This is a genomic window from Cellulosimicrobium sp. 22598 (assembly GCF_052044445.1).
In the GTDB taxonomy this organism is placed as follows: Bacteria; Actinomycetota; Actinomycetes; order Actinomycetales; family Cellulomonadaceae; genus Cellulosimicrobium; species Cellulosimicrobium cellulans_G.
Genome location: NZ_JBQEMZ010000014.1, coordinates 107,087 through 122,127, shown reverse-complemented (window position 1 = coordinate 122,127; position 15,041 = coordinate 107,087). Strand labels below are relative to the sequence as shown.

16 protein-coding genes are annotated in these 15,041 nt (G+C 73.1%); 14 read left to right on the top strand and 2 right to left on the bottom strand.

What is annotated here, in order from left to right; genetic code table 11:
• The first annotated feature begins 259 nt into the window (after window positions 1-259).
• The 7 genes from ACTJIY_RS15675 (at window position 260) to ACTJIY_RS15645 (ending at window position 6,631) form a co-directional block, all read left to right on the top strand.
• Window positions 260-595, top strand: a complete 336-nt coding sequence (locus ACTJIY_RS15675; RefSeq protein ID WP_141388733.1) for a DUF3039 domain-containing protein — start codon at window positions 260-262, stop codon at window positions 593-595.
• A complete protein-coding gene (locus ACTJIY_RS15670) occupies window positions 592-2,445 on the top strand; it encodes a DEAD/DEAH box helicase (RefSeq protein WP_253051153.1) in 1,854 nt (617 codons plus the stop codon). Before ACTJIY_RS15675 ends, ACTJIY_RS15670 begins: the two co-directional genes overlap by 4 nt.
• A gap of 427 nt (window positions 2,446-2,872) precedes the next feature.
• Window positions 2,873-3,073: a hypothetical protein gene (locus ACTJIY_RS15665; protein ID WP_440674542.1), complete on the top strand. Its 201-nt coding sequence runs from the start codon at window positions 2,873-2,875 to the stop codon at window positions 3,071-3,073.
• 161 nt (window positions 3,074-3,234) lie between these two features.
• Window positions 3,235-3,768 carry a MauE/DoxX family redox-associated membrane protein gene (locus ACTJIY_RS15660; RefSeq protein WP_440674544.1) on the top strand — a complete coding sequence of 178 codons (534 nt, stop codon included), beginning with the start codon at window positions 3,235-3,237 and terminating at the stop codon, window positions 3,766-3,768.
• A gap of 12 nt (window positions 3,769-3,780) precedes the next feature.
• Complete coding sequence (locus ACTJIY_RS15655; RefSeq protein WP_440674545.1) at window positions 3,781-4,344, top strand: hypothetical protein; 564 nt, start codon at window positions 3,781-3,783, stop codon at window positions 4,342-4,344.
• A complete protein-coding gene (locus tag ACTJIY_RS15650) occupies window positions 4,341-6,173 on the top strand; it encodes an ABC transporter ATP-binding protein (protein ID WP_440674546.1) in 1,833 nt (610 codons plus the stop codon). The genes ACTJIY_RS15655 and ACTJIY_RS15650 overlap by 4 nt, the downstream gene beginning before the upstream one ends.
• Entirely contained in the window at window positions 6,170-6,631 is a 462-nt protein-coding gene (locus ACTJIY_RS15645; protein WP_440674547.1) for a S24/S26 family peptidase, read from the top strand. The genes ACTJIY_RS15650 and ACTJIY_RS15645 overlap by 4 nt, the downstream gene beginning before the upstream one ends.
• Window positions 6,632-6,841: 210 nt before the next feature.
• Here the strand turns inward: ACTJIY_RS15645 and ACTJIY_RS15640 are convergent, their stop codons facing one another.
• Window positions 6,842-8,269 carry a nicotinate phosphoribosyltransferase gene (locus ACTJIY_RS15640; protein WP_290444919.1) on the bottom strand — a complete coding sequence of 476 codons (1,428 nt, stop codon included), beginning with the start codon at window positions 8,267-8,269 and terminating at the stop codon, window positions 6,842-6,844.
• A 113-nt stretch (window positions 8,270-8,382) separates the two neighbouring features.
• Here ACTJIY_RS15640 and clpS point away from each other — a divergent pair, with 113 nt between their 5' ends.
• The 6 genes from clpS (at window position 8,383) to rdgB (ending at window position 12,625) form a co-directional block, all read left to right on the top strand.
• Window positions 8,383-8,670 (top strand): ATP-dependent Clp protease adapter ClpS, encoded by a 288-nt coding sequence (clpS, locus tag ACTJIY_RS15635; protein WP_253051450.1) that lies wholly within the window; start codon window positions 8,383-8,385, stop codon window positions 8,668-8,670.
• On the top strand, window positions 8,667-9,332 hold the full coding sequence (locus ACTJIY_RS15630; RefSeq protein ID WP_440674548.1) for a DUF2017 family protein: 666 nt from the start codon (window positions 8,667-8,669) through the stop codon (window positions 9,330-9,332). Before clpS ends, ACTJIY_RS15630 begins: the two co-directional genes overlap by 4 nt.
• 111 nt (window positions 9,333-9,443) lie before the next feature.
• On the top strand, window positions 9,444-10,247 hold the full coding sequence (murI, locus tag ACTJIY_RS15625; RefSeq protein ID WP_253051155.1) for a glutamate racemase: 804 nt from the start codon (window positions 9,444-9,446) through the stop codon (window positions 10,245-10,247).
• The gene (locus ACTJIY_RS15620; protein WP_440674549.1) at window positions 10,247-11,077 is read left to right on the top strand and encodes an MBL fold metallo-hydrolase; all 831 of its coding nucleotides are present in this window, start codon (window positions 10,247-10,249) and stop codon (window positions 11,075-11,077) included. The genes murI and ACTJIY_RS15620 overlap by 1 nt, the downstream gene beginning before the upstream one ends.
• 91 nt (window positions 11,078-11,168) lie before the next feature.
• Window positions 11,169-11,939 (top strand): ribonuclease PH, encoded by a 771-nt coding sequence (gene rph, locus ACTJIY_RS15615; RefSeq protein WP_253051157.1) that lies wholly within the window; start codon window positions 11,169-11,171, stop codon window positions 11,937-11,939.
• Window positions 11,936-12,625 (top strand): RdgB/HAM1 family non-canonical purine NTP pyrophosphatase, encoded by a 690-nt coding sequence (rdgB, locus tag ACTJIY_RS15610; protein WP_440674550.1) that lies wholly within the window; start codon window positions 11,936-11,938, stop codon window positions 12,623-12,625. The genes rph and rdgB overlap by 4 nt, the downstream gene beginning before the upstream one ends.
• A gap of 128 nt (window positions 12,626-12,753) precedes the next feature.
• On the opposite strand, the gene ACTJIY_RS15605 is transcribed toward rdgB, so the two are convergent.
• On the bottom strand, window positions 12,754-13,227 hold the full coding sequence (locus ACTJIY_RS15605) for a DUF3054 domain-containing protein (RefSeq protein ID WP_440674551.1): 474 nt from the start codon (window positions 13,225-13,227) through the stop codon (window positions 12,754-12,756).
• Window positions 13,228-13,337: 110 nt separating this feature from the next.
• Between ACTJIY_RS15605 and ACTJIY_RS15600 the strand changes: the two genes are divergently transcribed.
• On the top strand, window positions 13,338-14,972 hold the full coding sequence (locus ACTJIY_RS15600; protein ID WP_440674552.1) for an ABC-F family ATP-binding cassette domain-containing protein: 1,635 nt from the start codon (window positions 13,338-13,340) through the stop codon (window positions 14,970-14,972).
• The last annotated feature ends 69 nt before the right edge of the window (window positions 14,973-15,041 follow it).

Genomic DNA, 15,041 nt, shown 5'->3' with positions numbered 1-15,041 from the left:
GGCCTCGCGCCTGCAGCTCGGGGACTACTACCGCCAGACGTACGCGTCCAAGCCGGACTGGCAGGGCCTGTAGACCCCTCCGCCGATGAACTCTCGTGGGCCGTGGGCCCACGAGGCACCGCCGCCCGCCGGCGCGCAGTCCACGCCCCTGGACCGCCGCGCCGGCGGGCTCTCTCGTCTTCCGTGCCCGGGTTCCGTGCGTGCCGACCGATGACGTGGTGCCACCCGGGTGTCGGCGCCCCGACGTAGACTTCCCTCCATGATCGAACTCCGCGCGAGCACTCCCCCCGGAGGTCCTGAGGACCCGTTCCGGAACCCTGCGACCGAGCCGACGACCGGCACGTCGACCGGGGTGCTCGAGCGCGAGGAGACGCGCGAGCAGACCGAGCCGGGCGACCACGAGCGCTTCGCGCACTACGTGCGCAAGGAGAAGATCATGGAGTCCGCGCTCTCCGGCAAGCCGGTGATCGCGCTGTGCGGCAAGGTCTGGGTTCCCGGCCGCGACCCGAACAAGTTCCCCGTGTGCCCCACGTGCAAGGAGATCTACGAGGGACTGCGAGACCCGCAGGACGGCGAGGGTGACTCCGGCAAGTGAGCGGGGAGCACCACACGACGTCCACCGGTCACTCCGCCTCCGACACCCGTAGCAGGACCACCCCGCCCGCGCCGCAGAGCCCCTCGTCCGCGGCGGCGTCGCACCTCTCGCCCGCGTTCCCGCGTCGCGCCCCGTGGGGCTCGGCGTCGAAGCTGCGTGCGTGGCAGGCCGAGGCCCTCGAGCTGTACCGCACGCGTGCGCCGCGGGACTTCCTCGCCGTCGCGACCCCCGGCGCGGGCAAGACCACGTTCGCCCTGCGCGTCGCGACCGAGCTGCTCGAGCAGGGGATCGTGCGCCGGGTGACGGTCGTCGCGCCGACCGAGCACCTGAAGCACCAGTGGGCGGACGCCGCGGCGCGCGTCGGCATCCGGATCGACCCGAACTTCCGCAACAGCCAGGGGCGGCACGGCGCCCACTACGACGGCGTCGCGCTGACCTACGCGCAGATCGCCGCCAAGCCCGCGCTGCACGCGGCACGGACGACCGCCGACCGGACGCTCGTCATCCTCGACGAGGTGCACCACGGCGGCGACGCGCTGTCGTGGGGCGACGCGGTGCGCGAGGCGTTCGAGGACGCGACGCGTCGTCTCGCGCTCACGGGCACGCCCTTCCGCTCCGACACCGCGGCGATCCCCTTCGTCGAGTACGAGCGCGGCCCCGACGGCATCCGCCGCTCGCGCGCGGACTACACGTACGGCTACGGCGACGCGCTGCGCGACCACGTCGTGCGACCCGTGCTCTTCCTGTCGTACTCGGGCAACATGCGCTGGCGGACGAAGGCCGGCGACGAGGTGAGCGCGCGCCTCGGCGAGGCGCTCACCAAGGACATGACCGGCCAGGCGTGGCGCACGGCGCTCGACCCGAACGGCGAGTGGATCCCGTCGGTCCTCGCGGCGGCCGACAAGCGGCTGACGGAGGTGCGTCGCGCGATCCCCGACGCCGGGGGACTGGTCATCGCCACCGACCAGACCGACGCGCGCGCCTACGCGGGTCACCTCGCCCGCATCACGGGGAAGTCCCCGACGGTCGTCCTCTCCGACGACGACGGGGCGAGCAGCCGGATCGAGGAGTTCTCCGACGGCGACGGCCGGTGGATGGTCGCCGTGCGCATGGTGTCGGAGGGCGTGGACGTCCCGCGCCTCGCCGTCGGCGTGTACGCGACCTCGACGGCGACCCCGCTGTTCTTCGCGCAGGCCGTCGGACGGTTCGTGCGGGCGCGCAAGCGGGGCGAGACGGCGTCGGTCTTCCTCCCGAGCGTCCCGCACCTGCTGGAGCTCGCGAACGGGCTCGAGATCGAGCGCGACCACGCGCTCGACCGGCCGCTCACCGCGGAGGAGCAGGGCGAGGGGTTCAACCCCGAGGACGCGCTCCTGGCGGAGGCGAACCGCGAGGACAAGGCGTCGGGCGAGCTCGTCCAGGGCTCGTTCGAGGCGCTCGAGGCGCAGGCCTCGTTCGACCGCGTGCTGTTCGACGGCGGCGAGTTCGGCACGGGCGCGGACGTCGGGTCGGACGAGGAGCTCGACTTCCTCGGCCTGCCGGGCCTCCTCGACGCCGACCAGGTCACCACCCTGCTGCGTCAGCGCCAGGCGGACCAGATGAGCGCCCGCTCGAAGTCCAGCCAGTCGGCGGAGCGGGAGCGGTCCGAGATGGACCACCGTCGGGCCGCGGAGCTCCGCAAGGAGCTCCAGCAGCTCGTCTCCGCGTGGTCCCGCCGGAGCGGGCAGCCGCACGGATCGGTGCACACCGAGCTGCGCCGCCGCTGCGGCGGACCCGAGGTCCCGCTCGCGACGGTCGAACAGCTCGACGCCCGTGTCGCGACCGTCCGTGGCTGGTTCGTCGGCAAGCGGTAGCGGCGCCGTCCGCCGCCCATCGATCTGATGGGACATGCGGCCCGCGGGCCGCTTCCAGGCTTGCGGAACGGGCCCGCGATCTGCGGTCGGCCTCATGCCTGCGCAGGTCAGGTCCGAGGCACACTGCTGAACAACTCGGTTGGGCCGGGCGACCGCCTCGTGGCCGCGGCCTGTCCAGGTCGGTGCATCTGACGTCCTCTGGACCCGCCAAGAAGAAGCGGACCATAGGCGGGTGCGTGGGTGGCCACTCGGTCCTGTGCGGGATGCCAGGTCAGAAGCGGTCGCTCCGATGCGACACCCCTCGGACTGACTAGGCGCTAGACCAGAGTCGAGGGCGGAAACCGGACGTTGCCGCGATGGCCAACTGTCGATAGTGTGTGACATGCATGATTTAGTAGGGTGCTTTACAAACTCGAAGGAGAAGTGCATGAACATCGTCGTTCGTATCGCCGACCGGATCCTCCAGAAGGTCGCTCCGTCCGCCACCGCCCAGGCCGCGTGCACCGTCACACGCACCACCCAGTGCCTCTCGACCATCTGCGGCTCCATGGGGCGTCGCACGCAGCGGATCGCGTACCGCGACTCCTGCACCGGTCAGACGACGTACGCGTTCCCCTGCTCCTGCTGATCCAGGGCCCGGGTGGCTTCGTCTGACTGACGGGGCCGCCCGGGCTCATGCGACCCCCGGTCGCCTGCAGCCGGAGCGCCGCGACCGAAGGGCGCCTGTGACGCACGGCAGAGTATGTGTCGGCCGCAGCCCCTTGCTGAGTACGCACTGCTGGAGAAACGATGCTCGAGACGCTCGCCCTGCTTCTTCCGCTCGCCCTTGGCGGTGTGCTGCTCGTCTCCGGTGTCGCGAAGCTGCGCGGGACCGACAACGAGAACACCTGGGAGCTCCTGCTCGACCGTGCCCCACGACCGCTGCGCGCCCTGCCCGCCCGCCCGTTGTCGTGGGCACACGTCGTCGCCGAGCTCACTGTCGGAGTCCTGCTGCTCGTCGGGCATGGCGTCCGGGTGCCGGCTCTTGTCGTCGCGACCTGTCTGTTCGGTGCGTTCACCGCTGTCGCCCTGTACTCCACGCGTGCCAAAGACCCGGTTCCGTGCTCGTGCTTCGGCCGGGGGACCACCATGCTCAAGCCCCGCCACGTCGGCCGGAACGCCGCCCTGACTCTCATGGGCGCTTCAGCTCTCGTCCTGAACGCGGGATCGACGCCGGCTCCCGCTCCCGGTCAGGTGATGCTCGCGGTCGCCGTGGCCGTCATCGTCACCGCTCTGGTCTGGGCATTCGACGACATCGCCTACCTGCTCAACCCACGCGCCTGATCGGAACCACCAGTGACCGTTCTCACCGTCGCCGTCATCCTGCTCGCCGCTCTCGTCGGCTTCAATCTCCTGCTCACGGTCGCCCTGGCCCGTCGGTTGCGGGACGTCGAGTCCAAGGGCACCGGTCGCAGCCGCGGAGTGCTGAATCTCCCTGACCTCGACGAGGTCCCGGCGGGCACGCCCGTGACGGCCTTCTCAGCCGTCACGACCACCGGGCGGACCATCACCGAGCAGGAGCGGTTCGGGGAACGCACCGTCTACGGCTTCTTCGACACCGCCTGCGGTGTCTGCGCCGAGCAGCTCCGCCCGCTGGTCGAGACGGTGCGACGCGACGGCTTCACCCCTGACCAGGTCATCGCCTTCGTCACCCACGACCCTGACGGCAAGGCCGATCTAGAGAAGTACACATCCGTGCTCGAGCCGTACGTGACGGTCGTCGTGCACCGCGAGCGCGAGGTGACCCGACCGTTCGAACCGGGCGGCTTCCCCGGATTCGTGCTCGCCGACTCGGCAGGGCTCGCACGACGTTCCGGCGTGGAGGTCTCCCACCTGGACGACGTCCTCGTCAGGGCATGATCGCGGCCGCCTGTCGCGCGATCGGTCTCTGTGCTCGTGCGGCCCCTGGGACCCTCGCCGTCTTCGCGACGATCACCCTCATCGAGGGACTACTACCCGCTGGGCTCGCCCTGACGATCAAGTGGCTCCTGGACGTCCTTCAGTCAGGTTCGGACGCGCCGGGGGTGCCCCCGTCGCTGGCGGACTCGCCGCTCACTATCGTCCTCCTGGTTGTCGTCATCGGGCTGCTCGGCGCGCTCACGGGCTCCGCGCTGGGCTACCTCGGCGACCGCGTGCGACGTGCGGTCTCCCTCCTCGTGACGCAGCGGCTCTACGGAGCGGTCAGCGCACTGCCTGGGCTGCGGAGCCTCGAGGACCCGGCATTCCGCGACCGGATCCGTATGGCCGAGACTGCTGCGACGAGCGCGCCTCAGGAGATCGTCTATTCGCTGTTCGGTGCGATGCGATCCGTCCTGACGCTGGCCAGCCTGCTCGGAATCCTCGTGACGATCAGTCCGCTCGTCACCGCACTCACGATCGCCGCGTCGATACCGGCGTTGTTCGTGGCGCTCGTGCTCAACCGCGAGCGGGCCACGGCGTTGTGGATGATCAGTCCTCGCATGAGGCGCCAGGCTTTCTACCAGGAACTGATGCTCAACACCGCAGCGGCCGCGGAGGTTCGGATCTTCGGCGCCCGATCGTTCCTGGTGAACCGGATGCGCGGCGAACTCTCGGCTATCAACGCAGAGGAGGAGCGCCTCGACCGCAAGAACGTCCTCAGTGAAGCCCCGCTGTCGCTGCTCGCTGCATCGGTGTCCGGCGGGGGACTGGTGTGGATGGTGCTCGCGGCGGCTCGCGGGGAGTTCACCATCGGCGACGTGTCGGCGTTCATCGCGGCCGTCGCGGGCGTCCAGGGCTCGACCAGGATGCTCGTCCAGAGCGTGACACGCTCCCACGAGACCCTGCTCATGTTGCGGCACTACGACGACCTCCTGGCAACGCCACCCGACCTGACCGCGCCCGCCGAGCCGGCGGCTCTGAACCCGCTGAGCGGCGAGATCCGGTTCGAGGACGTCTGGTTCCGCTATACCCCCGACGGACCGTGGGTGCTGCGAGGTGTCTCGTTCTCCGTTCCCGCTGGCAGTTCCCTCGCCATCGTCGGACTCAACGGCGCGGGCAAGAGCACGCTCGTCAAGCTCTTGTGCCGCCTCTACGACCCGGTCCGCGGCCGCATCCTCTGGGACGGTACCGATGTCACGGCGTTCGACGTCGACGACCTGCGCTCCAGGATCAGCGTCGTCTTCCAGGACTTCATGTCCTACGAGCTCACCGTGCGGGAGAACGTTGCGCTCGGCTCCCTGGACGGTCTTCGCGATGACGACCGGATCGGCGCTGCGCTCAGCGCAGCCGGGGCCGATGGATTGGTCGACGGCCTTCCGCGCGGGTACGAGACGATGCTGTCGCGACTCTTCTACAACGACGAGGAGGTCGTCGACGGTGTCCCCGAGACCGGTACCACCCTCTCCGGCGGGCAATGGCAGCGTCTCGCGCTCGCCCGGTCGCTGATGCGCCGCAGCAGAGATCTGCTGATCCTGGACGAGCCGACCTCCGGCCTCGACCCTCAGGCCGAACGTGAGGTCCGCGACCTGCTCGACACCCTGCGGGAGGGCACGGCCACCGTCCTGGTCTCGCACCGTCTCGGCGCGGCCCGCAACGCTGACCAGATCGTCGTGCTCGAGGGTGGCTGCGTCGCCGAACGCGGCTGTCACGACGAGCTGGTGGCGCTCGACGGTGAGTACGCGAGGTTGTTCGCGCTCCAGGCGGCGGACTACACGGAGGTCCTCGCATGACGGCACTGGCGGCGATCCTCGCTGCGGCGACCTGTGTCGTCGCGGCGGCGGTCGTGGCGTTGTTGTTCGTCCGGACCCGGTTGGTCTATGTCCCCGTCGACGGGAGCTCGATGACGCCCACCTTTCACCCCGGTGACGTCGTGGTGGCGTATCGAGGTGGGCGTCCGGCTGTCGTCGGCGACGTCGTGGTCGTGCGCGAGCCTGACCAGACGCAGGGATGGCGCAACCTCCCGCCTCTGCTTCCGGGCGGACCCACCCCGAGCGGTTGGTACATCAAACGGGTGAGCGAACCTGTCGGCGACGTCCCGGCGGATCAGCTCTATCTGCTCAGCGACAACCCGGGCGGCATCGACTCGCGACATCACGGACCCTGCCCACGAGACCAGGTCCTCGGGCGGGTCGTCCGGGTCGCCTCGCGGGCGTCCGGAAGCTGGGAGGGCGGCCGCCGACGCCCATAGTCCGATGCGAGCGATCCCGGGCGTTGCGGTGCATGTCCGAGGGGCGAGAGCGGCGGCCTTGATCACTCCGGACTTCCGCGCGTCCGTCGGGCACGGTGCCACGACCAACCGGCGCGCGACAACGTTCCTGCGGCCGACCACGGTTCTCGCTCCCGTGGCCTACCTCGCACGACGTGGGCTCCGCCTCGACGGACCTGCCGCGAACGGCGTTCAGGGGAGCGTGTGCACGACCGTCGGGATCGCGGGGTCGCCGGCGGACAGGCGTCGTGCGCCGCGGGGCAGCTCGGCGCGGGCCTCGCGGTGGCGGTGCGCCGCGTTCTGGACGCCGTAGGACCCGACCCAGCGGGAGTCGACCGCGCCGTCGACGACGAGCGGGACCTGGAGCGGGCGCAGGTCGCCGTCGTCGGGCTCCCACTCCTGGACCGGGAGGTCGGCGCCCGTGACGACGACCTCCTCGACCGCGCGCCCGTCGACGTCGAACCGGCGCGCGGCGACCTTGCGCCCGCCGGTGCTGGTCTTGGCCGTGGACGCCTTGGCGACGGGCTGGAGCACGCCGGTGGAGTCGGCGCGCGCGACGAGCTTGTAGACCATGCCGCACGTCGGCGCGCCGGAGCCGGTGACGAGCGACGTGCCCACGCCGTAGGAGTCGACCGGGGCGGCGGCGAGCGACGCGATGGCGTACTCGTCGAGGTCGGACGTGACGGTGATCTTCGTGTCGTGCGCACCGAGCGAGTCGAGCTGGCGCCGCACCTCGACGGCGAGGACACCGAGGTCGCCCGAGTCGAGACGGACGGCGCCGAGGCGCCCGCCGGCGGCCCGGACCGCGTTCTGGACCCCCTTGCGCACGTCGTAGGTGTCGACGAGGAGCGTGGTCTCGGGGCCGAGGGAGGCGACCTGCGAGGCGAAGGCGGACTCCTCGTCGTCGTGCAGGAGCGTGAACGCGTGCGCGGCCGTGCCGATGGTCGCGAGCCCGTAGCGGCGTCCTGCCTCGAGGTTCGAGGTCCCGGCGAACCCGCCGACGACGGCGGCACGCGCCGCGGCGACGGCGGCCTGCTCGTGCGCGCGCCGCGCGCCCATCTCGAGGCAGGGGCGCTCGACGGCGGCGCTCGTCATGCGCGACGCGGCCGAGGCGACGGCGGAGTCGTAGTTGAGGATCGACAGCACGAGCGTCTCGAGCAGGACCGCCTCGGCGAACGTGCCCTCGACGGTCATCACGGGGGAGTGCGGGAAGAAGACCTCGCCCTCGGCGTACCCGGTGATCGTCCCGGTGAACCGATACCCGGCGAGGAACTCGAGGGTGCGGTCGTCGACGACGGACTGCGCGTGCAGCCAGTCGAGCTCCTCGGCCCCGAAGCGGAACGACGAGAGCGCCTCGAGGACGCGTCCGGTCCCCGCGAGGACCCCGTAGCGCCGCCCGGGGGGCAGGCGGCGCGTGAAGACCTCGAACAGGCAGTGCCGGTCGGCGGTGCCGTCCGCGAGCGCGGCCTGGAGCATCGTCAGCTCGTAGCGGTCGGTGAGCAGGGCGGTCGACGCGACCGGCCGGTACGGCGGGCGCTGCGGGACCGGGCCGGCCTGTCCCGGCGAGGCAGCGCTGTCGGTCGGGGAGAGGGCGACGCTGCCCGGATCGGCGAGGCTCATGCGGAATACGGTAGGGCAGCGACGGGCACGACGGGTGTCGACAGGCCCACGAATACAGTGGTGGCGTGAGCCCCCAGCCGATCTTCACCCGCGCCGTCGGCGCGCGGGCGTCCGTGACCGTGCCCGAGGAGGCGACCCGGGTCGACGAGTCCGTCCTCCCCGACAGCCCGTGGGTCACCCTCGTGTGGAACGACCCGGTCAACCTCATGAGCTACGTCGCGTACGTGTTCGAGTCCTACTTCGGGTACGCCGCGGAGCGCGCCCACGAGCTCATGCTCCAGGTGCACCAGGAGGGTCGTGCCGTCGTGTCGACGGGCGACCGCGAGCGCATGGAGGTCGACGTGCAGGCGATGCACTCGTACGGGCTGTGGGCGACGCTCCAGAAGGACGGCGAGCAGTGAGGCCGTTCCGCGCGGAGGCGCACGGGTACGTCGCAGAGCTCGAGCCGTCGGAACGGATCGTGCTGGCCCAGCTCGCGGGCGACGTCGCGCAGATGCTCCAGGAGGGCGTGCCCGGTCGGGTGCCGGGGGAGCCCGGGCCGTCCGGGCCCGACGACGGGTGGTCGCCCCCCGGCTGGACGGGCCCGGCGCCCCGTGGGCACGGGTCGGACGCGACGCCCCCGCCCGACCCGGCGGTGCGTCGTCTGCTCCCGGACGCGTCGGACGACGTCGAGGTGGCTGCCGAGTTCCGGCGGTTCACGCAGGACGACCTCGCGGCGCGCAAGGTCGGGCGGCTGGTGCGGCTGGCGCGCCTGCTCGTGGACGCGGAGCCCGCCGAGGTGGCCCCGTTCACGGTCGCGCGCGACGAGGCCGAGGACGTGGCGGGGGCACTGACGGACGTCCGCCTCGTGCTCGCGGAGCGGCTCGGCCTGCGGACCGACGAGCAGGTCGAGGGCTTGTACGACGAGCTGGACCGCGAGGGCGACGACGGCCCGGACGACGGCGAGGTGGGCGGCGCGCCGCGCCGCTTCCTCGTGAGCGTGTTCCTGCTCACGGGACTGCTCCAGGAGTCGCTCGTGGACGGCATGCTCGCCGACCTGCGCGCGGGGCGCGGCCGGCCCTGAGGGTCGTGCCGCGCGTCGGGCCGGACGGGCGACCGCCCTGTGGGCGCTGCCACAGGCGGCAGCCGCGGTTCGGTGCGCCCCGCGCGCGGGCGCGCCAGTAGGCTCGGGCGGGTGAACGACGCTCCCATCGGGATCTTCGACTCGGGCGTGGGCGGCCTGACCGTCGCGCGCTCGATCCTGGACCAGCTCCCGAACGAGTCCCTCCTCTACATCGGGGACACCGCGAACGGCCCCTACGGGCCCAAGCCGCTCGCGGCGGTCCGGGCGATGGCGCTGGCGATCATGGACCAGCTCGTCGACGACGGCGTGAAGATGCTCGTCATCGCGTGCAACTCGGCCTCCTCGGCGGTCCTGCGCGACGCCCGCGAGCGGTACACGCAGCGTCACGGCCTGCCGGTCGTCGAGGTGATCCTCCCGGCGGCGCGGCGCGCGGTCGCGGCGACGCGCTCGGGGCGGATCGGGGTCATCGGGACGCGCGCCACCATCACGTCGCGGTCGTACGAGGACGCGTTCGCCGTCACGCCGGGCCTGCACCTGACGACCCAGGCGTGCCCGGACTTCGTGCCCCTCGTCGAGCAGGGCGTGACGTCGGGGCCCGAGGTGCTGGAGGTCGCGCACCGCTACCTCGACCCGGTCAAGGCGGCGGGCGTCGACACCCTCGTGCTGGGGTGCACCCACTACCCCCTCCTGACGGGCGCGATCTCCTACGTCATGGGCGAGGAGGTCACGCTCGTGTCGAGCGCGGAGGAGACCGCCAAGGACGTCTACCGCACGCTCGTCGCGCACGACCTCGAGCGCTCGCGCGACGCAGGGCCGCCGCAGCACCGCTTCCTCGCGACGGGCAGCGCGGAGCCGTTCGAGCACCTGGCGCGCCGCTTCCTCGGCCCCGAGGTGCTCCGCGTGGAGGCGGCCTGATGCGCCTCGTCACGGTCGGGTGCTCGGGGTCGTTCGCCGGGCCGGAGTCGCCTGCGTCGTCGTACCTCGTCCAGGTCCCGGCTGCCGAGGCCGCGGCCGCGGGCTTCGAGGCGCGCGAGTGGAACGTCGTGCTCGACCTCGGGAACGGGTCGCTGGGTGCGCTCCAGCGGTTCGTGGACCCGCTCGACCTCGACGCGATCGCGCTGTCGCACCTGCACCCCGACCACTTCGTCGACGTCTGCGGGCTGTACGTCTACCTGCGCTACCACCCCGAGCGCGGCTCGACCCGGACCGGCGTGCCGAGCCGGTTGACGGTGCTCGGTCCGTCGGGGACGGCCGCGCGCATCGAGGCGGCGTACGGCGCCGAGCCGGGCGACGGGATGGCCGAGGAGCTCGACGTGCGGGTCTGGGACCCGGGCGCGCCCGTCCAGGTCGGGCCGCTCACGCTGGAGCCCTACCGCGTGTTCCACCCCGTCGAAGCGTACGGCGTGCGCGTCACGGGGCCGTCGTCGCTGCGGCCGGGCGAGCGGGCCGTGCTCGCGTACACGGGCGACACCGACGCGTGCGACGGCGTCGTCGAGCTCGCGCGGGACGCCGACCTGCTGCTGTCGGAGGCCGCGTTCCACGAGGGCCGCGACGACGGCGTCGAGCGCGGCATCCACCTCACGGGGCGTCGCGCGGGCGAGGTCGCGACGACGGCCGGCGCGCACCGCCTGGTGCTGACGCACCTCCCGGCGTGGAACGACCCCGAACGCTCCCGCGCGGAGGCGCGCGAGTCGTACGCGGGTCCGGTCGACGTCGCGACGACGGGCGCGGTGTTCGACCTCTAGTCCCTGAGTGCGGGGGACCTGTCGCCCGCACGGCGTCGTGACGACAGACACCCGCACTCAGCGGGTGCCGGGTGGTCGGTAGGGTGGCGGCATGACCATCCCCGCATCGTCCTCGGACACGGGCGCGCGCCTGCGCGCCGACGGCCGCACGCCCGACCAGCTCCGCCCCGTGACCATCACCCGCCACTGGCTCGACCAGGCCGAGGGGAGCGTGCTCGTCGAGTTCGGTCGCACGCGCGTGCTGTGCGCGGCGTCGTTCACGGAGGGCGTGCCGCGCTGGCGCAAGGGGTCGGGCGAGGGCTGGGTCACCGCCGAGTACGCGATGCTGCCGCGCGCGACGAACGAGCGCAGCCAGCGCGAGTCGGTCAAGGGCAGGATCGGCGGGCGCACGCACGAGATCTCGCGTCTCATCGGCCGGTCCCTGCGCGCGATCATCGACGTCTCGGCGCTCGGCGAGAACACGATCGTGCTCGACTGCGACGTCCTGCAGGCCGACGGCGGCACGCGCACCGCGGCGATCACCGGCGCCTACGTCGCGCTCGCCGACGCCGTCGCGTGGGGCCAGCGGCACGGCCACATCACGGGCGGCAAGCCCGTGCTGACCGACTCCGTCGCGGCGGTGAGCGTCGGGATCATCGACGGCACGCCCATGCTCGACCTCCCGTACGTCGAGGACGTGCGCGCCGAGACGGACATGAACGTCGTCGTCACGGGCTCCGGGACGTTCGTCGAGGTGCAGGGCACGGCGGAGCACGCGCCGTTCGACCGCGCCGAGCTCGACGCGCTGCTCGACCTCGCGGTGGCAGGCACGGCCGACCTCACCGCGATCCAGCGCGCGGCGCTCGCGGCGGACGCGCGGTGAGCGGCGCGCCCGCGGCGACGGGCGTCGTCGTGCCCGACGGCGCGCGCCTCGTCCTCGCGACGCACAACCCGGGCAAGATCGCCGAGCTGCGCGCCATCCTGGCCGCTGAGCTCGACGCGCACCCGGGGCTCGAGCTCGCGCCCGAGGCGATCGTCGGCGCGGGCGACGTGGGCGCGCCCGAGCCGGTCGAGGACGGCGTGACGTTCGCGGAGAACGCGCTCATCAAGGCGCGCGCGCTCGTCGCGGCCACGGGGCTGCCCGCCGTCGCGGACGACTCGGGCCTCGCCGTCGACGTGCTCGGCGGCGCCCCCGGGATCTTCTCGGCGCGCTGGGCCGGGCGGCACGGCGACGACGTCGCGAACCTCGAGCTCCTGCTCGCCCAGCTCGGCGACGTGCCCGCCGAGCACCGGGCAGCGGGCTTCGTGTGCGCGGCGGCGCTCGTCACGCCGGACGGCACCGAGGTGGTGCGCACCGGCGAGATGCGCGGGACCCTTCTGACCGCACCGCGCGGTGAGAACGGGTTCGGGTACGACCCGATCCTCCTGCCGGACGAGCAGCCGGACCCCGGCGCGCCCGCCCGCTCCGCGGCCGAGCTCAGCCCCGCGGAGAAGAACGCCGTCAGCCACCGGGGCAAGGCGTTCCGCGCGCTCGCACCGGAGATCGTGACCGTGCTCTCGGCGAGGTAGAGGCCCGGTCCGGAGAGGGAGAGGGACGGTCCGGAGAGGGAGAGGCCCGGTACGGCGAGGGAGAGGCCCGGTACGGCGAGGGTGAGGCCTGGTCCCAGACCACGCCTCTCCCTCGGGCGACCACGCCTCTACCTCGGGGCGCGGGCCGCGCGGAGGCGCGTGACGAGCGTGGCGACGAGGCGCCACCCGACGAGCGTCGCGAGCAGGAACAGCGCGGAGACCACGAGGAACGGCACGGCGAGGCCCTCGCCCGTCAGGGCCCGCAGGGCCATGCCGACGGCCCATGTCAGCGCCCACGCGCCGACACCGACGGGCCAGGGCGCGAGCGGGCGTCGCCACGCGCGCAGCACGATCCACGCGACCGCGAGGCCGACGAGGAACGGCCACGCGATGCCGGCGACGGCGGTCAGGGGGCTGTTCGCGGAGTGGGTCGCGCGGCCACCGGCGGCGAAGGCGAGGACGCTCACGACGTCGAGCGCGACGGCGAGCGCCACGGCCCCGGTCGTGGCCCGGTCCGTCGGGGGCGCCGTCGTCGTCCCGGGGGTGCCGGCGGCGGGAGACGGGACGTTCGCGTGGTCCGGTCCGGAGGGCGCGGTGCTCATGGGCTCGACCGTACCCCGCTCGCGAGATCGGCCCGTACGGTCGAGATCGACCCTCGGGAGGTCGATCTCGCGCCGCGGGGGCCGATCTCGCGGACCATAAGGTAGTCCCCGTGCATCTTGCCGCCGACGACCTCGCCTTCGCCTACCCCGGACGACCCGTCCTCGACGGGGTCGGGGTACGCGTCGCGGCGGGGACGCGGCTCGGGGTGGTGGGGGAGAACGGCACGGGCAAGTCGACGCTGCTGCACGTGCTCTCGGGGGACCTCGCACCCGGTCGCGGGGAGGTCCGGCGCGCGGGCTCGCTCGCGCTCGTCGAGCAGGAGCTCGCGATCGCGCCGGGACAGACGGTGGGCACGCTCGTCGCCGCGACGCTGAGCGGGCTGCGGGCGGTCGCGGCGGAGCTCGAGGCGGCAGCGCGCGACTTCGACCACGAGGCCGGCGACCTCGCCGAGCTCACCGAGATCCTCGCGCGGGCCGAGCACCTCGCGGTGTGGGACGCGGACCGCCGGGTCGACGTCGCGCTCTCGCGGCTCGGCGCGTGCCGCGACCGGGACCGCGAGCTCGCGACCCTGTCCGTCGGCGAGCGCTACCGCGTGCGGCTCGCGTGCCGGCTGGCCGAGCGTGCGGACCTGCTGCTCCTCGACGAGCCCACCAACCACCTCGACGCGGGCGGCATCGACTTCCTCACGGGCGAGCTCGTCGCGTGGCGCGGCGGCGTGGTGATGGTCACGCACGACCGGCAGCTCCTCGACGACGTCGCGACCGAGATCCTCGACCTCGACCCGGCCATGGACGGGAAGCCGGTGCTCTACGGGCAGCCGGGCTACCTGTCCTACCGGTTCGCCAAGAACCAGGCGCTGCACCGCTGGCGCCAGCGGTTCCGTGCGGAGCAGAAGCGCGCGGAGAAGCTCGCCGCCGTGCTCGACGCGTCGTACGAGGGGCTGTCCGACGAGTGGCGCCCGCCCAAGGGCAGCCAGAAGCACCGTCGCGCGACGCGGGCCCGCATCCACGTCAAGGCCGCGGACCGGCGCCTCCAGCAGCTCGAGGCGGAGGCCGTCGAGGTCCCGGTGCCGCCGCTCCAGCTCGTCTTCCCCGAGCTGCCCGCGATGTCGCCCGGCTGGGACCCGGGCGACCCGGTCCTCGAGCTGCGCAGCCCGCGCGTCGGGCCCGACGGCGGCGCGCGCCTCGACCTGCCCGGGACCCGGGTCGCGCTCCCGCCCTCGGGCCGGCTGCTCGTCACCGGGCCGAACGGCAGCGGCAAGTCGACGTTCCTCGCGGCGCTCGCGGGACTGGTGCCCCTCGACCGCGGGGCACGGTCCGTGGTCGACGGCGCACGGCTGGGCGTCGTCGCGCAGGAGGGCCCGGCGCTGCCCCCCGAGGCCGAGGACCGCACCGGGTTCGACGAGTACGCGCGGGAGGCCCTCGAGCTGCTCGACGCGGGACGCCTGGACCCGGACCACCTCGTGCCGGTCGCGTTCCTCGGCCTGCTGACCGAGGAGGACCTGGAGCGCCCGCTGCGCGAGCTGTCCGCGGGGCAGCGACGCCGGTTCGACCTCGCCCGCGCGCTCCTGGCCGCGCCGCACGTGCTGATCCTCGACGAACCGACCAACCACCTCTCGATCGACCTCGTCGACGAGCTCACGCAGGCGCTGCGGGTCACGCCCGCGGCCGTGGTCGTCGCGACGCACGACCGGCGGATGCGCGAGGACCTCGACGACTGGCCGCGGCTCGAGCTCGCGGGCTGACCCCGGCGGCGAGACCGGCACGACCTGCGACGGCACGACCTGCGACGGCACCGACGCGCGACGGTACGG